Raw genomic sequence first — 21,787 nt, forward strand, 5'->3', positions numbered from 1 at the left:
TATAATATGATTTGGTGTAATCTTATTATAATAAAGAGAGAATTAAAACAAACTAATTAAAACCCAAAATTAACCCCAAAATTCAGACCCCACTGAAATTGGTTAAACGATTGTGTTTTTAACGGATTGATATAATAATTCACACCAGGTTCTACAAAAAAATGAGTTTTTTTGAAGACTTCATACTGTAAAGTACTGCTAAATTTAGAGCCATATACAAAGTTGTTTACATCTAGATTTCCTCCTATCGAGTTACCATCTAAAAAAACTTCGTTGGAAATTAACTTTCCTATAAAACCACCAGTATTAAGTCTAATATCGGCCTTGCCTGTATTTAAGACAGAGTAAGAAACTTCAAGAGGCATTTCTAGATATTGCAATTGTTGATCAAGATTCCCAGTTTGATTTCCCGCATTACTACTTTGAATTTTTTGACTGCTATTGTCTGATGAAAAAACATAATTTCTATTTGTCGAAATATATTCAACACTAGGATTTGAAATGAAAAAATCATTTATAATTCCTGCAGATAATACATTTTGTTGTTTGTTATAATAAGATACATTGGCTACAGATTGTCCTAATTCATTAATTTTTAAACCAGAACTTACGGCCCATTTTTTATTAAGCTTGTAATTTGTTTTTACGCCATACCCAGTATTCTGTTTAGACTCAATATCATTACCCAACGCTTTCTTATTGCCATAATTCTCAGAGTTTACTAAACCAGCATAAAGACCAACAGACCATTTTTCTTTCAGAATTTCTTTTTCAGTTTTTACCCCTTCGTTGTCTTCTTTATTATTTAATCGGTTCTCTAATTGTTGTAGTTCAAGTGCTATTTGAACTTTATTCAATGAATCGTTATAAGATACTAGACTTTTTTCAGAACTATTATTTAAAACAATTGCTTCAGTTTTATTTTTGTTTATAGTATTATCAACTTCAGTATTATTTTGTTTAGCTGAAGAAGTGTTTGTGTCGTTTTTTGATAATGATTGAATATTGTTGTTTAAAGCAATTGCTTCAGTTTTATTCTTGTTTATAGTAGTACCAACTTCAGTATTGTTTTGTTTAGTAGAAGAAGTGCTTGTGTCGTTTTTTGATGATGATTGAATATTATTGTTTAAAACAATTGCTTCAGTTTTATTCTTGTATATAGTATTATTAACTTCAGTATTATTCTGTTTAGCTGAAGTAGTGTTTGTGTCGTTTTTTGATGATGATTGAATATTGTTATTTAAAACAATTTCTTCGTTTTTAGCCTCATTAAAAATGCTATTAATTTCGTTACCATTTACTTTAGGTGATGAGGTTTTAGCTTTGTTTTTAGATGATGATTCAGCTATTGAGATAGTTTCATTGGTTAATTGTAATGAAGGCTTATCTTTTTTGTTGATTGAACTTGTTACAGTTTTAGTCGATTCTTGATTGTTGTTTGATGTTTCATTAGCTACCGAATTATCAGATTCAGCAACTGTTATTGTAGCTTTATTATTTAAAGGAGTAGTATTAATTGTAGATGGAGTAGTAGGATTCGATTTTGAATTACTTTCTTGAGAATCTATGACAACATTGTTATCCTTTAATAAAATATCATTTTCATTCGAGTTAAAATATAGACCAGACGTGATAGCTAAACCTATTAAAAGACTAGCCGCTAGCGACCACCAAATGGCTACTACCTTTTTCTTTTTAGGTTTATCTAGTTCTTCTTCAATTTTAGCCCATAATTCTGGTGGTGGTACACTAGAAAAATTTTCTATTGAAGAAAAAATATCTTCTATTTTTTTCTTTTTCATGCTGTTTTAAAATTTAATACGGCCAAAATTTTTGTTTGTAATATTTTCTTAGCCCTATTTAAGTTTGATTTAGAAGTTCCTTCTGTAATCTGGAGCATTTCTGCAATTTCTTTGTGTTTCATCTTTTCAAAAACAAAAAGATTAAAAACCATTCGGTATTGATCGGGTAAATCCTGAATATATTCGATTAGTTTTTCTTGTGTTATCGGAATAGTTTCAAGCTCTTCTTCTTCGATAATTTCTGTTTCTGGATCAAAGACATCGAGAAAATGGTAATCTCTTTTTTTCTTCTTTAAGGTTTCGATGAGTTTATTGATAAAAATTCGTTTCATCCATCCCTCAAAACTACCTTCAAATTTATATTGTTTAATTTTTTGAAAAACGATTATAAAAGACTCCTGAAAAACATCTTTAGCATCATCTTCATTCTTCATATATTTTAGACAAATTCCATACAATACAGGCGAGAACAATTGATAAATTCTCAATTGCCCTCCTCTGTCATTGTCAATGCACTTTTTTATAAGTAAGTCTAAATTGTCTTCCAAAAAATAATTTTAAAGTATATTAGATTGCAATAGTGTTTGTGTTTCAGGATGCTACTTTTTGAAAGTAGAACTGTAGCCGTCAGTGAAATTGTTTACAATAACTAGATTACGGGAATCTAATTTTTCGATAACATATGTTATTCCTTCAAAAGTGATTAAATCATGTTCTAAATTATCAAATACACTAATACCCTTAGTAAGTTGATAGTTGCTATTTCTTATCTCAACATTGTTCTTATATGTAATAACTTTACCATCGGTTGTAAAAACAAGCTTTTTTGTACTCCCAAGAGTTTTAGGAGTTGAGGTATAACTACCATTTTGGCCTCCAGTTGATTTTTGCCAAACCCAACTTCCAGCAAGTATAGTGGCTTTATCTGACTTGAAAATTACATTTGATGAATAAGTTGAAACAGAAATAATAACTAGAAGAGCTAAAATTGTTTTTTTCATTTTAAGGAAATAATAAATTTTTGTTAATTTTTTTGCTGCAAAGTTACTTTACTTTCTCAATACTGCAATTTTATCCTTTATTACTTTATTAAATGCAATTATTTCAGATCCTTGGTCTGAAGTGTTATTATTGTCTATGAATACTTTAATTACTTTATCCCCTTGGTTTAGTTCAAAATAAATTCCACCTTGATTAGCTGAATCTGGGGTGCCGTAGGTCTTCGTAGTACCTCCAGCTAAGTTTAAAATTTCAGCAGGAACTAATTTTACAAATTCAGTATAATCACCTTTTTTAGTTAATGCTTCATAATTATATTTGGTAAAATCATAATTCCCAGAAGTAACATTAAGATAATGTAGTACGTTTAAATTGTTAATATTGAAAAATAATTGACAGCTAGCGCCAGTACATTGACCACTATAACTTCCTATAATTGCAAAGTTTTTATTCTGGCTTATTTTATTTAAATAAACAGGCTTGTCTGTTTTCGGGATTAAAACCAAATCATAAGGATTTGTTACTTCACTAGTAACGACTTCATTTGCTAGAGGTTCTTTCTCATAATATTGTACAATTACTTCACAAGAATTCTCAACTATAGAAGTAATTTTTATTTCATATCCACCACTTGGTTTCGGTCCAGCAAAAATTCCAATTAAATTATTTTTAGTAAAATCGATATTAGGATTTATAGGAGTTGGGCAAGGATTAGGATTTTTAGTAAAAAAAGAATCCATTTTTTCTTGTGATCTTATTGCTATAGCTGTTGGCTTTGTAGGGATTTCTTTTATTGTATAGTTACATTCTATCGGGAAACCTGAAAAAGCAACGTTACTAAAATCACCGCAGTTTTGATAATCATTGTCATTATTCATAGAACAAGAACTAATGCCTAAAGCGACAATTAGACCTAAAATAATTTTTTTCATTTTTTATATTTTAAAAGATTATACCTTATAGATGATATAATGACAAAAAGGTTGCGTCAATAATATCATTATTTTTAAAAATAATTTTTGCATTCCAATTTCTAGTGATAAATAGTATAAAATAGATGCTCATTTTAAAGTCAAAAAAATATTTTCTCGTCTCTAGAACTACATATTATTGTGTACTTTTACTTTTTTAAAAATCCTTTATGTCGAATCTGGTTCCCTTTTTATTGATTTTTATTGTTGCTTTGGTTATTGGGATTTTTGTAGGGAAACTTATTTTCTCGGCTAGATTTCAATCAGAAAAAGTAAGTTTAAATGAAAAACTAATTGCTTTAACAAACCAGTTTCAGCAGCAAAAAGAACATTTTTTATCAGAAAAAATTAGCTTAGAGAAACAACTTCAAATAACAAATTCTGATAAAGAAGTTATCCGTACCGAAAAAGATAGTCTGGCGATTCAGCTTTCTAAAAAAGAAGTAGATTTCGAAAACTTATGGGAACGTCATAAAGAACAAAAAAATGAAGTAGAACAACTTCAGGAAAAATTCACAAAAGAATTTGAAAATTTAGCCAATAAAATACTCGAAGAAAAATCGACAAAATTTACTGCTCAGAATAATGAGAACATGAAAAATATCTTGTTGCCACTACAAGATAAAATCATTGGTTTTGAAAAGAAAGTAGAGGATACACACAAAGAAAGTATTGATTATCATGCAGCATTGCGTCAACAAATATTAGGATTAAGTGAGATGAATGCTCAAATGAGTAAAGAAACACTCAACTTAACCAAAGCCCTAAAAGGAGATAGCAAGATGCAAGGGAATTGGGGAGAATTAGTATTAGAACGAGTTCTCGAAAAATCAGGTTTAGAAAAAGGAAGAGAATATGAAGTGCAACAAAGTTTTACCAATGAGATTGGTCTTCGCGTGCTTCCCGACGTTGTGATTCATTTGCCAGATGGTAAAAAAATGATTGTAGATTCTAAAGTTTCTTTAACGGCTTATGAAAAATGGATTAATGAAGAAAATGATAATTTAAAATCTGATTATTTAAAAGAACATGTCCAGTCGATAAAAAGACATGTTGAGCAACTGGGAAACAAAAATTACCATGATTTATATCAAATAGAAAGTCCGGATTTTGTTTTGCTTTTTATTCCGATAGAGCCCGCTTTTGCGATAGCATTAAATGAAGATACTACCTTATATAATAAAGCTTTCGAAAAAAATATTGTAATTGTCACGCCAACCACACTATTAGCTACTTTGCGAACAATCGATAGTATGTGGACAAACCAAAAACAACAAGAAAATGCTTTTGAAATTGCCAGACAAGCCGGAGCATTATACGATAAGTTTGAAGGTTTTATTGCAGATTTAATTAAAATTGGAAATAAAATAAATGACTCTAAAACGGAATACGAAAATGCAATGAGCAAACTAGTTGATGGTCGAGGGAATTTAATTACAAGTGTAGAGAAGTTAAAGAAAATGGGAGCAAAGGCCAAGAAGTCACTTCCAGAGAATATATTGACAAGAGCAAATAATAACGAAAATTAAAATTTTAAACAAATATTTGGATGAAACGATTTCTGGGAATTATCATTGGTATTGCAGCTATAGCTCTAATTGGGTATTTTAGTTTTATTTATTATGTACCTTATAGTACAGGAATCCGTTCAGGCGAATTAATAAGACTGAGTCATAAAGGAGTTATGATGAAAACTTGGGAAGGAGAACTAAGTCAAGGAATTTCGGGGGCACAAATATTCTCTTTCTCTGTTTTAGATGGTGATAAAAAAGTTATCGAAGATTTAAAAGTACTTCAGGGAGGTTATGTAAAATTGGAGTATGTCGAAAAATATAAAACATTTCCTTGGTGGGGAGAAACGCGTTTTTTTGTAAAAGCGGTAGAAAAAGAAGATTCTCCATTTAATGTAAAATAATATAGAATATGAGTACAAATACAAACTTTAAAACAGTAGCCTGTTCAAGAATAAGCATATCCGAATTAATGCTTCCTTCGCACACTAATTTTAGTGGTAAAATACACGGAGGATATATATTATCATTGCTAGATCAGATTGCTTTTGCTTGCGCCTCTAAGTTTTCAGGACATTATTGTGTAACAGCTTCAGTTGACACAGTAAATTTTTTAAAACCTATCGAAGTAGGAGAATTGGTAACCATGAAAGCCTCAGTAAATTATGTAGGTAAAAGTTCTATGATTGTTGGTATTCGTGTCGAGGCCGAAAATATACAAACAGGAGCAATAAAACATTGTAACTCCTCTTATTTTACAATGGTTGCTAAAGACAAAGAAGGAAAGAGCGTTCTGGTACCAGGACTTATATTATCAAATCTTGAAGAAGTAAGACGTTTTTGTAAAGCTCTGAAACACATTGAGGTTAAAAAAGAAGTAGAAAACCACGCAGAAGAATACAATTATAGTTCTATAGAAACATTAGCATCTTTAAACAAATACAATGTTTTACTAGAGTTAAATTAAAGTAGTTCTTTATGCAATTTTTGGGAATGTTTTAAGAACCAAAAAGAATTAAAATACGTAACTTTAAGAAAGAGGATTTAAGTATTTTTTATACTCGAATGCCTTTCCTGAACAGTTCCTTTTTGATTCATGTCTGTTGTTGGTTTGTTTTTGTCAATAGGCTTTTTTCAAAAAAATATCTTGCAATATGTTTAATCCTAATTGCTGAAGATTATGAAAAAAAGTACTTTTTTAATTCTATTACTTACCGTTAACTTTATTGTAGCACAAAATAGAATAAGAACTGCAATTGGTGTTCTTAATTTTGAAGCTTCAGTTCCTTTTTTCGAAGAGGTAAACGCAGTCAATAAATCGGTAATTGTGGTTATAGAGCCAGAAACAAGTAGTTTTGTTTGCGTGGCTGTGATGAAAGATTTTCGATTTAAAATGGATTTAATGGAAACCCATTTTAATGAAAATTATATCGAAAGTGATCGATATCCGAAAGCTGTTTTTAAAGGCAAAATTGGAAAATTCGACATGAAAGATATTGATGAAACCCCAAAAGAATATACCATTAAAGGGAAACTTCAAATTCACGGTAAAACAAAAGAAATAGTCGTAAGTGCTATACTTAAAAAAGTACCCCAAGGCATTGAAATAATTTCGTTTTTTCCGCTTAATACAGACGATTTTAATATTAAAATACCTTCTATGATAGAAAACAAAATATCCAAAACTGTAAACACAAGTTTGGTAGGAGTGATGAAATAAAAGTTATTTTAAACACACTAAGAGTGCTGGTTTTAAATTTGAATATTTAAATTTAAAACCAGCACTTTCTATTTTATTAGAAGAAACACGTTGTCCAGTTAATATAATTTCACCCATTTCTCCCGTGATTAATCGTACTACAAAAGTTGGTATTTTAGGCAACCAGATAGAATACCCATATACATTTGCCATAGCCCTAGAGAAAATGGCATTGGTTGTATCGTCACAAACAGCAGCATTATAAGAACCTTTCATATCAAGATTAATAATTGCCTGTAAATAAATAGCGCACAAATCATCAATATGAATCCAAGGCATATATTGTTTTCCGGTGCCTACAATAGAGCCGAAGCTATATTTAAAAATTGGAACTAGTTTTTTTAGAAAACCTTCATTTTTACCCAGAACCAATCCAGTTCGTATTTTAACCGTTCTAATGCCTAACGATTCGATACAATTTGTAGCAGCTTCCCATTTTTGGCAAGTTTCTCCAAGAAAATCATTTGCAGCAGGAGTTTCTTCGGTACAAATAATTTCACTTGTAAAGGCACCATAAATTCCAACTGCCGAAGCCGAGATAAATGCATCTAAGGTTTTATTGTTGTTTTTTAAAACAGAAAAAATGAGTTCAATAGGTTTTTCCCTACTATCTAAAATTTCTTTTTTTCGTTTATCAGTCCATTTTTTTGCAGCAATGCCTTCGCCCGCAAGATGAATAATACAGTCTGCTTTTAAAACAGCATCTTCATCTATATAATTATTCTCTAAATTCCATTTGTAATAGGTTACGCCCATGCTCGCTTTTCTATCACTACGAGTTAATATAGAAACCGAATACCCATTGGCGATCAATAAAGCAGTAAGTTTTGTTCCTATAAATCCAGAGCCACCAGTTAGTAAAATGTTTTTAGTCATGATAGTTTATAATATATTTAACACCTTGTATTGTTTAGCATTACGTAAATATAGTTAAACGTTGCTTACCTTTATGCTAAATTAAAAAAGTAGGTTGTATGGAAATTAAAAAAGAAATATTGACAAAAGATAAAATTGTTTCTCTGTATATGGATTACGTTTTGGAACACGGACAAAATCCCAAAACAGTTTTTCATTTTGCAAAATCAAATGATTTTGAAGAGGCCGAGTTTTATACTTTTTTCGGAACATTTGAAGGACTTGAAAAAGAAATTTTTAATCTGTTTTTCGAAAACACCCTCGAACTATTAGATAAAAATCCAGAGTACCAAGAGTATGATATGAAAAATAAAATGCTTGGTTTTTACTTTACATTCTTCGAATTATTAACTGCAAATCGTAGTTATGTTGTTCAGGCATTAAAAACGGATTCCAACCCGATTAAAAACTTGGTGAAACTAACTAAACTTCGAGATAGTTTTAAAAAATATATTAGTTTAATTATAACCGATGACCATCGAATCCAACAAGAAAAGCTTCAGAATTTTCAGGAAAAAGCAATTCAGGAAACAGCATGGATGCAATTATTGCTTACGCTTAAGTTTTGGATAGACGATGCATCACCAGCATTTGAGAAAACAGATATTTTTATCGAAAAAGCTGTAAATGTATCTTTCGAATTAATGAATGTAGCACCGATGAATCATTTGCTTGATTTTGGTAAATTCCTTTTTAAAGAAAAAATATATAGCAAACAATGAAAACCATCGACTATATCCCAACTTCCAAAATAGAAAGGGCGAGCAAACTTGTTCAAACTGGAGCAAAAATTGGAGTAAATTATTTAAAGTACTACGGAGAAAAAATTGTAAATCCAGATGTAACTCGCGATAAACTCAACGAGAATAATGCCGAGGATATTTACGACGGACTCAAAAGCTTAAAAGGAAGTGCGCTTAAAGTTGCACAAATGCTAAGCATGGACAAGAATTTCTTGCCACAAGCCTATGTCGAAAAATTTTCTTTATCACAATTTTCAGTTCCACCACTATCTGCACCTTTAGTATTAAAAACGTTTAAAACAAATTTTGGTAAAACACCTTACGAAATTTTTGATGAGTTTAATCCTAATTCTGTAAATGCAGCAAGTATTGGTCAGGTGCATTTGGCTGTAAAAGATGGAAAAAAACTAGCCGTAAAAATCCAGTATCCAGGAGTTGCCAACAGTATTTCGTCAGACTTAGCATTGGTAAAACCCATGGCGATACGAATGTTTAACCTGCAAGGAAAAGATTCTGATAAATATTTTAAAGAGGTAGAAGATAAATTAATTGAAGAAACTAACTATTTATTAGAATTACAGCAAAGCCAAGAAGTTGTTGAAGCTTGTAAAAAGATTGATAACCTAGTTTTTCCTAACTATTATCCAGAGTATTCTTCAGAGAAAATCATTACAATGGATTGGATGACTGGAATTCATCTTTCAGAATATACAGCCAAGAAACCCAATCAGGAAGAATCTAATCTTATAGGGCAAGCACTTTGGGATTTTTATATGTATCAAATTCATATATTACGTAAAGTTCACGCCGATCCACATCCTGGAAATTTCTTAGTAAATGATAAAAAACAGTTGGTAGCTTTAGATTTTGGATGTATGAAACAAATTCCAAATGACTTTTACGTACCCTATTTTGAGTTAATCAACAAAGAAGTTATAACGGATAAAGAGCTTTTTAATCAAAAGTTATTCGAATTAGAAATTCTTAGAACAGATGATACCAAAGAAGAAATAGAATATTTTACAGGAATGTTTCATGATTTGTTATCATTATTCACAAAACCATTCCAGTCAGATACATTTGATTTTTCAGATGAAGCCTTTTTTGATAATATAGGCAAGCTAGGCGAACGTTTCTCAAAAGATACAAATCTCAAAAAGATGAACGGGAATCGCGGTTCGAAACATTTTATATATATGAATAGAACATTCTTCGGGTTATATAATTTAATGTTCGATTTAAAAGCTAAGATTCAAGTAAATAATTATCAGAAATATTAGGAGCTTAATCCAGCTGTCCACTATATCTCTTGTGGTGAACACCACCACAATAGGATGCCGTTCCCATCTGGGCTAGAAATGGCAAAAAAAACAAAGCCTCTGTCAGAGTTCAAACTCAGACAGAGGCTTTAAAAATTAGATATTAATAACTTAAAAAAATTATCTCAAAATTCCTTTTTTATAAGTTGCAATAGCACGATCTCTTGCAAAAGCATGCTCAATCATAGGTTCATTATAACCCAAATCAAATTCAGGAATCCATTTTCGGATATAAACACCTTTCTCATCAAACTTCTTAAGTTGAATTTCGGGATTAAAAACTCTAAAATACGGAGCAGCATCACAGCCCGTTCCTGCAGCCCATTGCCAATTACCAACATTTGATGCTAATTCGTAATCAAGTAATTTCTCGGCAAAGTAAGCTTCTCCCCATTGCCAGCTAATTAATAAATGCTTGCATAAAAAACTAGCAACAACCATACGAACCCGATTATGCATATATCCAGTTTCATTAAGTTGGCGCATTCCGGCATCGACCATAGGGTAACCAGTAGTTCCAGAACACCAACGCTGGAAATCTTTCTCGTTATTTAACCATTGAATTCCATCATAAGCCGATTTAAAATTATGATTAACAACATTCGGAAAACTAAATAATATCTGGATAAAAAATTCTCTCCAGATTAATTCACTCAGGAAAACTTGATTTGTATGTGCAGCCCAATTTACTAATTTCCGAATGCTAACAGTACCAAATCGTAAATGAGGCGAAAGATAAGAAGTAGAATCTAAGGCAGGGAAATCTCTTGTTTCTTGATAATTCGAAATACTTTTTAAATTATGCGGCTGTACTTTTATAGTACTTTTTTCAAACCCAATCTGGTTTATTGTCGGGAATAGGAATTGACTTTTATAAAAATTAGAAAAAAGATCAGCGGTATTATATTCTTTGGCTTGACCTAAAATTTTATATTTTTCTAACCATTTATTTTTATAAGGAGTATATATAGTATAAGGTAAACCATCAGATTTTGTGATTTCCTTTTCTTCAAATATAACATGGTCTTTATAAGAAAGCGCCGTAATGTTATTTTGGATTAATAAATCAGAGATAGATAAATCTCTTTTTATAGCAAATGGTTCATAATCTTTATTGAAAAATACCTCCTGAATATCAAATTCTTCGATAAGAGATTCCCAAATTTCAGCAGTTTTGCCCTTTTTTATCAAGAGAGAACTTCCTATAGTATTTAATTCAGTATTGATTTTCTCTAGAGAATCGTATATAAAACTAACTCTGGAATCGTCTTTTGGTAAACTATCCAGAATGGCCTCATCAAAAATAAACAAAGGAATAACTGGAAAATTAGATTCAAGCGCATGAAATAATCCACGATTATCATCCAAACGTAAATCACGTCGAAACCAAAAAAGACTAACTTTTTGTTTGCTCATTATTTAATATTAAAAATTTCTTCGACTTTTTTATGGCGGTATTCAAAAATTGTTTTTAGTTCATTTTTTACAATAAGAGCATTTACAATACGCCCAATAAAACCAAACGGAAGAGCATAATGTACAATATCTGTCATTTGAGTTCCATTTGCAGTCGCTTCAAAAAAATGTTTGTGATGCCATAATGCATAAGGACCAAAACGTTGCTCATCTACAAAATAACTATTTTCTTTTACTACAGTAATTTCAGTCATCCAGTTTAGCTTAATTCCTAAAAGTGGAGCTATTTTATATTGAATGATTTGTCCAGCATATACCAATTTATTATCATAATCGGTAACCTTAAAACCCATGTTTGTAGGAGTAATTACTTGCAGGTTATTAGGATTAGAAAAAAAAGTCCAGCATTCTTCCAGACTTGCATTGATGTGTTGAACTGATTCTTTTTTATATACTTTCATAAGTGACTTATTATATTTTGTAGTACTTAAAAGGAACAAACAACATTCCGAAACATTCACCGTGTTCTTTATCTAAATGTTTATGATGTACTTTATGCGCTTTTCTTAACCCGATGAGATATTTGTTTTTGGTGTTTTTAAACCATTTAAAGCGTTGATGAATTAATACATCGTGAACCATGAAGTAGCAAAAACCATAAAAAGTTAATCCCGACCCGATAAAAAATAAGTAATTTATGCCGTCGATTGTTCCATAATAGAAAAGTAGAATACTTGGAATTGCAAAAATTACAAAGAAAATATCATTTCGTTCAAACACATTTGAGTATTTAGGCTGGTGATGATCAGAGTGAAAATACCACATAAAGCCGTGCATGACAAATTTATGAGTACACCAAGTAACACATTCCATAAAAAGAAACGTACCTATAAAAATTAAAAAGAAAATCATTGTTTTGTTTTTATTAAAAATTAGACCATTCTCAGTTTATAAGAAACAAAAGATTTGGCCAATAATCCAGCTTTAGAATAATTAGAAACCCGAATTCTTTCGTTACCTATTTCATGACAAGGAGTGTTTTCTAGTTTCTTTAAAAGTTTTTTATAATAGATATAAGCGGTATAAACCCCAAACTTAGCTTCGACAGGAAGTTTTATAATTCCTTGATACGCAACTTTAAAATCATCTTCGATTTCTTTGATGATTTTGTTTTTAGCATTTTCATCAAAAGAGCTTAAATCTATTCCAGGAAAATAGTTTCGGTTTAAGATTAGATTATCATCTTTTAAATCACGTAAAAAATTCACCTTCTGAAAAGCCGAGCCCAATCGCATTGCTTCCATTTTTAGCTTTTCGTATTTAGAATCATTACCTGCAACAAAAACTTTAAGACACATTAAACCCACAACATCTGCAGAACCATAGATGTAATCCTCAATTTCTTCCTTATTATGATAGTCGGATTTGCTTAAATCTAGTTTCATACTTTTTAAAAAAGACTGGACTAAATCATCTGTAATGTTATATTGTTTTACAGTGTGCTGAAAAGAGTTTATAATAGGATTAAGGCTTATGCCAGCTTCTATAGCTTTATAATATTCTTTTTCAAAATCATCAATTAGATACTTTTTATCAAAACCATGAAAAGAATCTACAATTTCATCAGCAAAACGTACAAAACCATAGATACTATAAATTGCATCCCTTATACTTGGGGCAAGCATATATACAGCCAAAGAAAAAGAAGTACTGTAGCTTTGAGTAACAAGCTTACTACATTTAAACGAGACATTATCAAATAACTGTTTCATGTTTTTTATTATGAAAAGGATTTGTTTATTAATTCAGATACTAATTTTCCTGAAATTAAAGCAGGAGGAACGCCAGGACCAGGAACAGTTAATTGTCCGGTAAAGTATAAGTTTTTTACTTTCTTACTTTTTAATTTAGGCCTTAAAAATGCAGTTTGTAATAGAGTATTAGCCATTCCGTAGGCATTTCCTTTATACGCATTGTAATCTTCGATAAAATCATTTTTGCAAAAAGACTTCTTAAATATAATATTATTTTTAATCGATTGTTGCGTGACAGTTTCAAAACGAGAAATTATCTTATCAAAATATTCTTCGCGAAGAACTTCGGTATCTTCTATTCCGGGAGCAAGAGGAATTAAGAAAAAGCCAGTTTCCATTCCTTCAGGAGCAGTTGTTTTATCTGTTACCGATGGAAAGTTTGCATAGAACAAAGGAGCTTCAGGCCACTTAGGGTCATCATAAATATCCATTGCATGTTGTTCGAAATCTACATCAAAGAATAAAGCATGATGAGAAATGGATTGTATTTTTTTGTCGAACCCCACATAAAAAAGGAGCGAGGAAGGAGCAAAAATGCGACTTTCCCAATATTCGTCAGAGTAAACCCGATATTCTTTAGATAATAAGGTTTCGGTATGTTGATAATCGGCACCACTTAAAACTATATCCGAAGTAATAATTTCATCATTTATGATTAATGAAGTGGCAATATTGTTTTGAACAATGATTTTATCAATACTAGAGTTGGTTTTAAAAGTAACACCAAGTTCTTTTGCTAGACTTTCGATGCCACGAACAACATCAAACATCCCTGTTTTAGGATGCCAGGTTCCCATTCCGAAATCGGCATAATTCATGAAATTATAAAAAGAAGGTGTTTTAGATGGTTTTGCACCAAGGAACAAAACAGGAAATTCTAGAATCTGAATTAACCTTTCGTCTTTAAACTTCTTGCGTATATCTTTACTTACCGTTCCAAAAAACTGATTTAATTTTTGAGTAGTTTCAAGAGTAATCAATTCTAAAGCAGAAACGCCTGGACGATATACTAATTTTTTTATGGCAATATCATAATTGCTTTTAGCTTGAGAGATATAATCAACAAGTTTTTTACCGCTACCTTTTTCGATAGCTTCAAAAGTTTTAGCAATTTCTTCCAGATTATCGGTGATGGTTATGAATTCATTAATCCCAAAATACACACGATAAGCAGGATTAAGTTTTATTAACTCATAGTAATCCGTAGTCTTTTTATCAAAATCTTTGAAGAAATTTTCGAATACATCAGGCATCCAATACCAGCTCGGTCCCATATCGAATGTAAAACCATTACTTTTTAATTGTCTGGCTCTGCCACCAATAGTTGCATTTTTTTCGTAGATAGTTACGTCATGACCTTCCTTGGCTAAATAGCATGAAGCTGATAAAGCCGAAAAGCCAGAACCTATAATTGAGATTGTTTTTTTCATTTGTTTAACAAAACTACAAAATAATTAAACAAAATAATTATATCTGGCTCACTAATTCTTCGATGGAGTTAAAAATGTGTACTTTTTGATTTAGATTTTCGGTTTCAATATGTTCTACCAATTTTCCAATTAGCCATATTTCATTAGAGTTGTTTAAAAGCTCAGAACTCATATTGGCTACATATTGATTAACTATACTGCGGTCCGGCTGAATAGTAAGATAAGAAACATAAGTAATATTGTCAAAATGATTGTTGAGTTCTTTTAGGTTTTCAATAGGCATGCTTTCGCCTAAATAAATAGTTTTATAACCTTGCAGTAATATTTCGTATTGAATGTACATTAATCCAAGTTCATGAATTTCATTCATTGGTAAAGAAAGAACAAAAATTTTATCTGTTTTTGTTGGTTTCAGAACCTGAAGCTTCTCCGTATTAATGTAAAGTTTCTGCTTAATTAGATAACTTACAAAATGTTCATGGGCAGGAGTTATGGTTTCAGATTGCCATAATAAACCCAATTCATTCAATAAAGGAATAAACACTTGGTGAAAGACTTCCTTAAAAGACTTTTCGGCGGTAAGCCAATTAAAAGTGTTGAAGAATAATTCCTGATCAAAATTCATCATTGCCATTTTAAAAGAACTGATGGCGTGATTTTTTGCGTTTTTACTAGAAATGATTTCCCTGACTAATTGTGGAATCTTTTCTTGTGGATAAGTTGCTATTTTCGAAATCTTATAACCATATTCATGTAGTAACGTAATGTTTAATAGTTTTTGTAAACTAGCTAAATCATAGGTTCGAATGTTGGTGTCAGTACGCATTGGCTCAAGGATATTGTATCTCTTTTCCCAAATACGAATGGTGTGTGCTTTAATGCCAGAAAGATTTTCAAGGTCTTTTATGCTAAAAACACTTTTTATATTGTTTATCATTTATTAATATTTGATAAACAAATGTAACTTAATTTCTAGAAAAATAGTAAAAACAAGGAATTTATCGATTTAGCTTTGTTCAAAATTGACAGTTTGATGAGAGTTTAGCTTATCTAAATGTAGTACAGTTTTAGAGGCATCTTTGCTTCTGTTATACATTGGTTCAAATTTCGCACCGTATAACACCTCTTTGAAGGTGTAAGAAGTTCTTGCAGCAACAGTATTACTGTACATATCATCAAAGGTTTTAATGAACACCAGAATTTCTCCATGAATAGAGGCGAAGTCTTCTTTGGTGAATTTATACAGCGGACTTTTGTCGGTTATAGGGTGTACTAATGTCCAGCTTAATGTAAGTGCATTTATTTTGTGTAGCTCTAAGTCTAATGAATAGAACTTATTTGTCATTACACCATTTTCTTCAATACTCATTCCTAAAGTAATTTTTGCTTCAGCATCGGTGAAATTTGTATTTTTAAAAGGAACAAGACGAATCATTAAAGCCTTGTCATTTTGGTAAGGACTAATTAATGCATTGTGAGAGAATTTAAGAAATGCCGTTGGACGGCTAAATCTCCCGAAGAATAAACCAGTTGCAATAGCAAAACTTAGTAATCCTATTAAAGCTTCGGCTGCAGATAAAGAACTTGTTAAAAAACCGGTGGGGCTAATATGTCCGTAACCTACGGTTGTGAAAGTTTGAGCGCTAAAGAAATAAGCTTGTCCAAATTTTGCCCATTCGCTTTGAGAAGCTACTATTCCATCTAGATGCTCAATACCAATACCGAAATAAAGAATGGCAAAAATGAAATTGATAGCAATGTAAAAGGAGAATAGAACAAGCATGAATTTCCAGGTGGGCATATCAATCATTGTGTGATACCAACTAATGCGACGTAATAAGTGCATTCCTGTTTTTTCAACATTAGGAGTTCCATTTTTATTTACAAAGCGTCCCCCGTAACTATTAGAGTTGGTTCCAAAACCAGAGTTTTTGTCGGTTTCTGCCTGTGCGTTTATTTTTTTGAGAATTGACATAGGTGTTATATCGAATAAGTTTTAGATTAAATCAAATTGATTAGACGGATATCTTCTCAAATGTAAGTATAAGTTAGAATACAAAAAAGCCCCAACTATTACTTTATGAGGAAGAATAGTTGGGGCTTTTTTTAATGTTTTTTATTTACAGAAAGTTGCTTTGTTTTTAATGGCGCTTTTACTTCCTAATTCGATTGCTTTAGAGAAATCCTTGCACGCACTTTTTTTATCTTGAATCTGTGTGTATAAGGTGCCTCTGAGGTTGTAGGCAACATAGTCTTTAGGATTCAAATTAATAGCAGAAGTACAATCCTCAATAGCGGCTTTAAAGTTGTTTAACTTGTAGTTTACGTTTGCTCTGCCAGTAAAAGCATCTGCATTCATATTGTCTATTTCGATTGTTTTATTAAAATCGGCTAGTGCACCTTTAGTGTCGTTGAGTTTTAGTTTTGCAACACCTCTGTTTTGGTAAGCCTCGGCAAAGTTGGCTCTCAGCTTAATTGCTTTAGTGTAATCGGCTATTGCGCCTTTTGTATTACCACTTTCGGCTTTTCGTAATGCCTGATCAAAGTAATCAGTTCCAGATTGACACCAGCTTGCAGTTGTAGTAGTAAATAACAGAATAAGTAATAATCGTTTCATATAAAAATAAATTAGTAGGTTTTAAAATGTTTAACGTGTTTTGGGATTGTTTATTTTATGACAATAGTAGGATTATTGTATTTTGACTTTTAGTATATAACTTTATAAAGAAAAAGCGAAATACTAAAAAAATAATATTTCGCTTTTCATTGTAACCACGGTAAGATTTAAACCTGTATGCTCTTGCGAGCATCATCTTTTCAATATGAAAAGTCAATAATTCTCTACGTGGCTAAAAAAAAGGTCAAGTAAATTAATTACTCGACCTTTTGTGACCCGACTGGGGCTCGAACCCAGGACCCCATCATTAAAAGTGATGTGCTCTACCAACTGAGCTATCGAGTCATTCTTTTTCTATTCTGACTATCGTGGGATTTGCACCCACACGCTTTTCTGAGTATTACTCCTCAAGATGATTAGTCTGTCATCTCTCTGCGTGGTAAAAAATAAGTAAAATAATTACTTAACCTTTTGTGACCCGACTGGGGCTCGAACCCAGGACCCCATCATTAAAAGTGATGTGCTCTACCAACTGAGCTATCGAGTCATTCTTTTTTATTCTGACTATCGTGGGATTTGCGCCCACACGCTTTTCTGAGTATTACTCCTCAAGATGACTAGTCTATCATCTCTCTGCGTGGTAAATAAAGTTAAGTAAATAATTACCTGACTTTTTGTGACCCGACTGGGGCTCGAACCCAGGACCCCATCATTAAAAGTGATGTGCTCTACCAACTGAGCTATCGAGTCTATAATTTCTTTATTGTGTCGTGACCACGGTGGGATTTGAACCCACACGCCCTTTCGAGCACCACCCCCTCAAGATGGCAAGTCTACCGTTTCTCCACGTGGCCAAAAAAAAAGGTCAAGTAAGTTAATACTCGACCATTTGTGACCCGACTGGGGCTCGAACCCAGGACCCCATCATTAAAAGTGATGTGCTCTACCAACTGAGCTATCGAGTCTTGCTATCAAGGAAAGTATTTTTTTTAATCACAAATTTTGTGACCCGACTGGGGCTCGAACCCAGGACCCCATCATTAAAAGTGATGTGCTCTACCAACTGAGCTATCGAGTCATATTCTTTCCTTGAATGCGGGTGCAAATATAAGGAGTTATTATTGAAGTTTCCAAGCATTTTTATTATAAATTTGTCTTTTTTTTAGAAAAATTTCCAACGTCTTAGTTTATAAGCTTTTATTAGTATGAAAAAAATAGTGTTATTAGGGTATATGGGTTGCGGCAAGTCAACAATTGCTCAAAAATTGTCAAAAACCACAGAAATTCCTTTTCTAGATTTAGATAAATGCATCGAAAATAAGGTTAATTTAACCATAAATGAGATTTTTGATAAGAATGGAGAGATATATTTTAGAAAATTAGAGCATGAAATGTTCCGAGAATTGCTTCAATCACCCGAAGAAATGATTATAGGTTTAGGAGGAGGGACTCCGTGTTATGCTAATAACCATGAATTATTGAATAAAGATGGAGTAGATTCTATTTATTTAAAAGCGTCTATCGATACATTATATGGACGTTTACTTCATAATAAAAGTAAACGCCCACTTATTGCTGATAAAAATGAAGAAGAGATGAGAGAGTTTATAGCTACGCATCTTTTCGAAAGAAGTTTTTACTACAACCAGGCAAAGTATAAGGTAAGCGTAGATGAGAGGACTATTGATGAAACGGTTTCGGATATACTTGAGATTCTAGCTTAAGAAAGCATAATCATTATTATTGTCATCAAATACAACTTGTACGTGCTCTAATAAAGAAGTCGAAAGAGATATTCCTTTAAAATCTGCTTTTACGGGATATTTCTTGTGATTTCTATCGACTAGAACGGCAGTTTTGAATTTCTTTAAAGGAACATCTAGAAAATGACGAACGGCATATATTAAAGTAGTGCCAGAATTCAATACATCATCTACAAGTACTAAGCCTTTGTTGGCGTATTGTTCTTTGGTTAGAGAAGTACTTATAGGAGATTCAGGTTTCTGTTTGTTTATCTGTACTTCACAAAGAGATACTTTAATAGGGGAGATGGCTTCTAGGGCTACTGCTACTTTTTTAGCGAAGATGAAGCCGTTGGCTGCAATACCTGCAATTACGATTTCTTCATCATCTACAAAGGTTTCGTATATCTGGTAGGCAATTCGTTTTATTTTATGTTCAATCTCTTGATTTGTTAAGATGATGTTTTTGCTCATTGTAGTTGTTTTTTAAATAATGTAAAGTGTGTAAGATATGAAATCTGGTTAGAATGTTATTCGGTCTCGCCCTCGTTATCTGAAATGTCATTTCCGAATTCGTCAATATCCCTACGATCCTTTTTAGTAGGTCTACCAGTTCCGTTTTTTCGATAATGTTCTTTGGATAGTTTTAATAGTTCCAAATGAGCATATGCTTCAGCGGGAGTTTCGTTTTTTCTATATATATCGACAAGTTTTGCGCCAACTCTATTCTCAGGAATATCAAGGACGGTTATAATTTGAGTAATCTGGTCTTTACGAAACGTAATTTTGTCAGTCGGAAAAACTTCTTTAGAGGGTTTTGCAACTTGGCCGTTCACTGTAATATGGTTCTTCTTGCATGCCTCAGTGACCATATTTCGGGTCTTGTAGTAACGCACACACCATAAGTATTTATCTATTCGCATAAATTTTCTAAATTCAGAGTTAAATTCTTTACAAAAATAAATCAATATTGTATCTTGCGCACCTAAAAATCAACATTAATGAATAAATTTAAGTATTATTTTATTTTAACATTTGCAACACTGGCTATATTCTCATGTTCAAAAAGTGATTCTGCAGACGTAGAGCCCTTAAGGGATTTTCAAGTACAGTATGATGCGGATATTGCTGTTATTGAGGATTATTTAAAAACTAATACTATTACGATAACCGAAGCGGCTGGTAAACCAGAGGATCAGGATGTGAAAATTAAGCTAATTACAAAGCCAAATGAGGAGAAATCTATCTGGTTTTATTTGAATAGTCCTACGTTTCCAACTTTAAAAGTTAAGACGGTAAATTTGCATAATGTAGATTATAAATTATATTATTTGGTGTTGCGTGAAGGAACTGGTGAGTCGCCAAGTAATGTAGATGGGGTTTTGTCATCTTATAATGGTACATATTTGTTTAGAAAAGCTGGTGCAACAACTACAGATCCTTCGGTTGTTACGGCTACTCAGTTTGAGGAAATAGTATTTCCGCAAACTTTTTATGACTTGTATCAAATGGTTAAAGGTTGGGGGGAAACCTTTCCAGAATTTAAAGTTGGTACTTCAGATCCTGGTAATAATGGTACTATAGTATATAATGATTTTGGAGCAGGAGTAATGTTTTTGCCTTCGGGATTGGGTTATTATGCTGGTGGTAGCGGTTCTATTCCTTCTTATTCTCCTTTGGTTTTTAGTTTTAAGTTATATGCGTTACAGCGTTTGGATCATGATGGGGATGGGGTATTTTCGTATCAAGAGGATAAAGATGGCGATGGTTATGTAAGAGATATGCGTAATACGACAGAATATCCTAATCAGAAACTAGGAGATAATCCAGATGATACAGATAAAGACGGAATTCCTGATTTCTTAGATGTTGATGATGATGGGGATGGTTATACAACTAAATTTGAAACTAAAAGACCAGATACTGTTATAGGGGATAAAACTATAAGTAATGGATATTATCCATTTAATGGTGCGGCTGTAGATGATCCTGCTACGGAATTTATTAATGAAACGCATGGTATACCAGCATATATACCGGCTACGAAAACATTTGATTATACTTCACCAACTAGAATAAGAGTGCATCTTGATAGTACTTATCCTTTAAAGAAGTAAAAAAAAAGATTTGTTAATTCTGGTTTTAAATATTTAAGCGGCTGCTATATATAGTAGCCGCTTTTTTTGTGACCTTATATATAGGAGCGATATTTTAGTATACTATATATAGGAGTAGTTTTTTCAGGAGCTATTTCCTGCTATCCGCTACAATCTTGCCTTTTAAAGAAAAAAGGCCAAGGATTTCTGCTACTATCAGGGCTAGGAGATACAAAACACAACAAAAGCCACATCAAGGAAGAGAATAAAAAGCGACTTTGCGACTTCGCGACTTTGCGCGAAACCTAGCAAAACCCAGCAAAAACAAGGAAAACCCAGAGGAAGAGTCCAAAAAAGCCAGAGAGAAAGAAAAAATCACACCCGTAAACATACTGTTATCAGACTGTTAAAAAATAATCAAAAAATACTCCATAAAAAGTATTGATTAACTGAATAAAGGTGGTAGTTTTGCACCCGCAACAACGACAAACGTTCCTTTAAATACTGACAAGCAAGACGAATCAAATTAGAAATAAAATTCTAAAAAAAAAAGATTTCGAAAAGCTTGTGAGAATGGAAAACGGATGTTACATTTGCACCCCGCTAAATAACGGAAAGTTCCTTGAAAGATTGATAAGAAAGAAGAAAACGGA

23 protein-coding genes and 6 tRNA genes are annotated in these 21,787 nt (G+C 32.0%); 8 read left to right on the forward strand and 21 right to left on the reverse strand.

All coding sequences use genetic code 11. From position 1 onward, the window contains the following. Nucleotides 1-56 precede the first annotated feature (56 nt). From B8T70_RS11280 to B8T70_RS11295, 4 genes are read right to left on the reverse strand one after another with little or no spacing between them, the layout of a single operon-like run. Entirely contained in the window at nt 57-1,802 is a 1,746-nt protein-coding gene (locus B8T70_RS11280; protein ID WP_086894911.1) for a hypothetical protein, read from the reverse strand. After that, nucleotides 1,799-2,350, reverse strand: coding sequence for an RNA polymerase sigma factor (locus B8T70_RS11285; RefSeq protein WP_039112207.1), 552 nt, complete (start codon nt 2,348-2,350; stop codon nt 1,799-1,801). The genes B8T70_RS11280 and B8T70_RS11285 overlap by 4 nt, the downstream gene beginning before the upstream one ends. A 51-nt stretch (nt 2,351-2,401) precedes the next feature. After that, nucleotides 2,402-2,803 (reverse strand): hypothetical protein, encoded by a 402-nt coding sequence (locus tag B8T70_RS11290; protein WP_086894912.1) that lies wholly within the window; start codon nt 2,801-2,803, stop codon nt 2,402-2,404. A gap of 48 nt (nt 2,804-2,851) precedes the next feature. After that, nucleotides 2,852-3,733, reverse strand: a complete 882-nt coding sequence (locus B8T70_RS11295) for a protease complex subunit PrcB family protein (RefSeq protein WP_086894913.1) — start codon at nt 3,731-3,733, stop codon at nt 2,852-2,854. 209 nt (nt 3,734-3,942) lie between these two features. Between B8T70_RS11295 and rmuC the strand changes: the two genes are divergently transcribed. The 4 genes from rmuC (at nt 3,943) to B8T70_RS11315 (ending at nt 7,003) form a co-directional block, all read left to right on the forward strand. Beyond that, the gene (gene rmuC, locus B8T70_RS11300; RefSeq protein WP_086894914.1) at nt 3,943-5,301 is read left to right on the forward strand and encodes a DNA recombination protein RmuC; all 1,359 of its coding nucleotides are present in this window, start codon (nt 3,943-3,945) and stop codon (nt 5,299-5,301) included. Between the two features lie 20 nt (nt 5,302-5,321). Further along, nucleotides 5,322-5,687: a hypothetical protein gene (locus B8T70_RS11305; protein ID WP_039112203.1), complete on the forward strand. Its 366-nt coding sequence runs from the start codon at nt 5,322-5,324 to the stop codon at nt 5,685-5,687. 8 nt (nt 5,688-5,695) lie between these two features. Beyond that, nucleotides 5,696-6,250 (forward strand): acyl-CoA thioesterase, encoded by a 555-nt coding sequence (locus B8T70_RS11310; protein ID WP_039112202.1) that lies wholly within the window; start codon nt 5,696-5,698, stop codon nt 6,248-6,250. A 213-nt stretch (nt 6,251-6,463) separates the two neighbouring features. Then, the gene (locus B8T70_RS11315; protein ID WP_039119353.1) at nt 6,464-7,003 is read left to right on the forward strand and encodes a YceI family protein; all 540 of its coding nucleotides are present in this window, start codon (nt 6,464-6,466) and stop codon (nt 7,001-7,003) included. 3 nt (nt 7,004-7,006) lie between these two features. Here B8T70_RS11315 and B8T70_RS11320 read toward each other — a convergent pair whose 3' ends face one another. Beyond that, nucleotides 7,007-7,918, reverse strand: coding sequence for a TIGR01777 family oxidoreductase (locus tag B8T70_RS11320; RefSeq protein WP_086894915.1), 912 nt, complete (start codon nt 7,916-7,918; stop codon nt 7,007-7,009). Nucleotides 7,919-8,016: 98 nt separating this feature from the next. Here B8T70_RS11320 and B8T70_RS11325 point away from each other — a divergent pair, with 98 nt between their 5' ends. Both B8T70_RS11325 and B8T70_RS11330 read left to right on the forward strand, forming a co-directional pair. Continuing rightward, a complete protein-coding gene (locus tag B8T70_RS11325; protein ID WP_086894916.1) occupies nt 8,017-8,679 on the forward strand; it encodes a TetR family transcriptional regulator C-terminal domain-containing protein in 663 nt (220 codons plus the stop codon). After that, entirely contained in the window at nt 8,676-9,980 is a 1,305-nt protein-coding gene (locus B8T70_RS11330) for an AarF/ABC1/UbiB kinase family protein (protein ID WP_086894917.1), read from the forward strand. The genes B8T70_RS11325 and B8T70_RS11330 overlap by 4 nt, the downstream gene beginning before the upstream one ends. Nucleotides 9,981-10,139: 159 nt before the next feature. Here B8T70_RS11330 and B8T70_RS11335 read toward each other — a convergent pair whose 3' ends face one another. The 14 genes from B8T70_RS11335 to B8T70_RS11400 all read right to left on the reverse strand — a co-directional run bounded on the left by B8T70_RS11335 (nt 10,140) and on the right by B8T70_RS11400 (nt 18,374). After that, entirely contained in the window at nt 10,140-11,435 is a 1,296-nt protein-coding gene (locus B8T70_RS11335; RefSeq protein WP_086894918.1) for a deoxyribodipyrimidine photo-lyase, read from the reverse strand. Beyond that, nucleotides 11,435-11,896, reverse strand: a complete 462-nt coding sequence (locus B8T70_RS11340; RefSeq protein WP_086894919.1) for an SRPBCC family protein — start codon at nt 11,894-11,896, stop codon at nt 11,435-11,437. The genes B8T70_RS11335 and B8T70_RS11340 overlap by 1 nt, the downstream gene beginning before the upstream one ends. Nucleotides 11,897-11,906: 10 nt before the next feature. Then, nucleotides 11,907-12,347, reverse strand: coding sequence for a sterol desaturase family protein (locus tag B8T70_RS11345; RefSeq protein ID WP_086894920.1), 441 nt, complete (start codon nt 12,345-12,347; stop codon nt 11,907-11,909). Nucleotides 12,348-12,367: 20 nt separating this feature from the next. Beyond that, nucleotides 12,368-13,207 carry a phytoene/squalene synthase family protein gene (locus tag B8T70_RS11350; protein WP_086894921.1) on the reverse strand — a complete coding sequence of 280 codons (840 nt, stop codon included), beginning with the start codon at nt 13,205-13,207 and terminating at the stop codon, nt 12,368-12,370. 8 nt (nt 13,208-13,215) lie between these two features. Continuing rightward, entirely contained in the window at nt 13,216-14,679 is a 1,464-nt protein-coding gene (locus tag B8T70_RS11355) for an NAD(P)/FAD-dependent oxidoreductase (protein WP_086894922.1), read from the reverse strand. A 37-nt stretch (nt 14,680-14,716) separates the two neighbouring features. Further along, nucleotides 14,717-15,616 carry a MerR family transcriptional regulator gene (locus B8T70_RS11360; RefSeq protein WP_086894923.1) on the reverse strand — a complete coding sequence of 300 codons (900 nt, stop codon included), beginning with the start codon at nt 15,614-15,616 and terminating at the stop codon, nt 14,717-14,719. A gap of 69 nt (nt 15,617-15,685) precedes the next feature. Beyond that, complete coding sequence (locus tag B8T70_RS11365) at nt 15,686-16,654, reverse strand: ion channel (RefSeq protein WP_086894924.1); 969 nt, start codon at nt 16,652-16,654, stop codon at nt 15,686-15,688. 141 nt (nt 16,655-16,795) lie between these two features. After that, nucleotides 16,796-17,296: a tetratricopeptide repeat protein gene (locus B8T70_RS11370; protein ID WP_039112190.1), complete on the reverse strand. Its 501-nt coding sequence runs from the start codon at nt 17,294-17,296 to the stop codon at nt 16,796-16,798. 272 nt (nt 17,297-17,568) lie between these two features. Beyond that, a tRNA-Lys gene (locus B8T70_RS11375) sits at nt 17,569-17,641 on the reverse strand. Between the two features lie 129 nt (nt 17,642-17,770). Beyond that, nucleotides 17,771-17,843, reverse strand: a tRNA-Lys gene (locus B8T70_RS11380). Nucleotides 17,844-17,973: 130 nt separating this feature from the next. Next, nucleotides 17,974-18,046 (reverse strand) — tRNA-Lys (locus B8T70_RS11385). A gap of 21 nt (nt 18,047-18,067) precedes the next feature. Continuing rightward, nucleotides 18,068-18,150, reverse strand: a tRNA-Leu gene (locus B8T70_RS11390). 38 nt (nt 18,151-18,188) lie between these two features. Beyond that, nucleotides 18,189-18,261, reverse strand: a tRNA-Lys gene (locus B8T70_RS11395). 40 nt (nt 18,262-18,301) lie between these two features. Further along, a tRNA-Lys gene (locus tag B8T70_RS11400) sits at nt 18,302-18,374 on the reverse strand. Between the two features lie 127 nt (nt 18,375-18,501). On the opposite strand from B8T70_RS11400, the gene B8T70_RS11405 reads away from it, so the two are divergent. After that, nucleotides 18,502-19,020 carry a shikimate kinase gene (locus B8T70_RS11405; RefSeq protein WP_086894925.1) on the forward strand — a complete coding sequence of 173 codons (519 nt, stop codon included), beginning with the start codon at nt 18,502-18,504 and terminating at the stop codon, nt 19,018-19,020. Here the strand turns inward: B8T70_RS11405 and B8T70_RS11410 are convergent. Together B8T70_RS11410 and B8T70_RS11415 are read right to left on the reverse strand one after the other, a co-directional pair. Continuing rightward, nucleotides 19,012-19,512: a phosphoribosyltransferase domain-containing protein gene (locus B8T70_RS11410; RefSeq protein ID WP_039112188.1), complete on the reverse strand. Its 501-nt coding sequence runs from the start codon at nt 19,510-19,512 to the stop codon at nt 19,012-19,014. The genes B8T70_RS11405 and B8T70_RS11410 overlap by 9 nt on opposite strands. A 56-nt stretch (nt 19,513-19,568) precedes the next feature. Then, nucleotides 19,569-19,961, reverse strand: a complete 393-nt coding sequence (locus B8T70_RS11415) for an RNA-binding S4 domain-containing protein (protein ID WP_086894926.1) — start codon at nt 19,959-19,961, stop codon at nt 19,569-19,571. A 78-nt stretch (nt 19,962-20,039) separates the two neighbouring features. On the opposite strand from B8T70_RS11415, the gene B8T70_RS11420 reads away from it, so the two are divergent. Next, on the forward strand, nt 20,040-21,155 hold the full coding sequence (locus tag B8T70_RS11420; protein ID WP_086894927.1) for an FKBP-type peptidyl-prolyl cis-trans isomerase: 1,116 nt from the start codon (nt 20,040-20,042) through the stop codon (nt 21,153-21,155). Nucleotides 21,156-21,787 lie beyond the last annotated feature (632 nt).

Origin of the sequence: Flavobacterium sp. AJR (assembly GCF_002156885.1) — a bacterium.
Lineage (GTDB): Bacteria > Bacteroidota > Bacteroidia > Flavobacteriales > Flavobacteriaceae > Flavobacterium.

Coding starts and splice junctions, on each gene's coding strand:
- B8T70_RS11280 (WP_086894911.1), bottom strand. CDS start 1,802: ATGAAAAAGAAAAAAATAGAAGATATTTTTTCTTCAATAGAAAATTTT.
- B8T70_RS11290 (WP_086894912.1), bottom strand. CDS start 2,803: ATGAAAAAAACAATTTTAGCTCTTCTAGTTATTATTTCTGTTTCAACT.
- B8T70_RS11295 (WP_086894913.1), bottom strand. CDS start 3,733: ATGAAAAAAATTATTTTAGGTCTAATTGTCGCTTTAGGCATTAGTTCT.
- rmuC (WP_086894914.1), top strand. CDS start 3,943: ATGTCGAATCTGGTTCCCTTTTTATTGATTTTTATTGTTGCTTTGGTT.
- B8T70_RS11305 (WP_039112203.1), top strand. CDS start 5,322: ATGAAACGATTTCTGGGAATTATCATTGGTATTGCAGCTATAGCTCTA.
- B8T70_RS11310 (WP_039112202.1), top strand. CDS start 5,696: ATGAGTACAAATACAAACTTTAAAACAGTAGCCTGTTCAAGAATAAGC.
- B8T70_RS11315 (WP_039119353.1), top strand. CDS start 6,464: ATGAAAAAAAGTACTTTTTTAATTCTATTACTTACCGTTAACTTTATT.
- B8T70_RS11320 (WP_086894915.1), bottom strand. CDS start 7,918: ATGACTAAAAACATTTTACTAACTGGTGGCTCTGGATTTATAGGAACA.
- B8T70_RS11325 (WP_086894916.1), top strand. CDS start 8,017: ATGGAAATTAAAAAAGAAATATTGACAAAAGATAAAATTGTTTCTCTG.
- B8T70_RS11330 (WP_086894917.1), top strand. CDS start 8,676: ATGAAAACCATCGACTATATCCCAACTTCCAAAATAGAAAGGGCGAGC.
- B8T70_RS11335 (WP_086894918.1), bottom strand. CDS start 11,435: ATGAGCAAACAAAAAGTTAGTCTTTTTTGGTTTCGACGTGATTTACGT.
- B8T70_RS11340 (WP_086894919.1), bottom strand. CDS start 11,896: ATGAAAGTATATAAAAAAGAATCAGTTCAACACATCAATGCAAGTCTG.
- B8T70_RS11345 (WP_086894920.1), bottom strand. CDS start 12,347: ATGATTTTCTTTTTAATTTTTATAGGTACGTTTCTTTTTATGGAATGT.
- B8T70_RS11350 (WP_086894921.1), bottom strand. CDS start 13,207: ATGAAACAGTTATTTGATAATGTCTCGTTTAAATGTAGTAAGCTTGTT.
- B8T70_RS11355 (WP_086894922.1), bottom strand. CDS start 14,679: ATGAAAAAAACAATCTCAATTATAGGTTCTGGCTTTTCGGCTTTATCA.
- B8T70_RS11360 (WP_086894923.1), bottom strand. CDS start 15,616: ATGATAAACAATATAAAAAGTGTTTTTAGCATAAAAGACCTTGAAAAT.
- B8T70_RS11365 (WP_086894924.1), bottom strand. CDS start 16,654: ATGTCAATTCTCAAAAAAATAAACGCACAGGCAGAAACCGACAAAAAC.
- B8T70_RS11370 (WP_039112190.1), bottom strand. CDS start 17,296: ATGAAACGATTATTACTTATTCTGTTATTTACTACTACAACTGCAAGC.
- B8T70_RS11405 (WP_086894925.1), top strand. CDS start 18,502: ATGAAAAAAATAGTGTTATTAGGGTATATGGGTTGCGGCAAGTCAACA.
- B8T70_RS11410 (WP_039112188.1), bottom strand. CDS start 19,512: ATGAGCAAAAACATCATCTTAACAAATCAAGAGATTGAACATAAAATA.
- B8T70_RS11415 (WP_086894926.1), bottom strand. CDS start 19,961: ATGCGAATAGATAAATACTTATGGTGTGTGCGTTACTACAAGACCCGA.
- B8T70_RS11420 (WP_086894927.1), top strand. CDS start 20,040: ATGAATAAATTTAAGTATTATTTTATTTTAACATTTGCAACACTGGCT.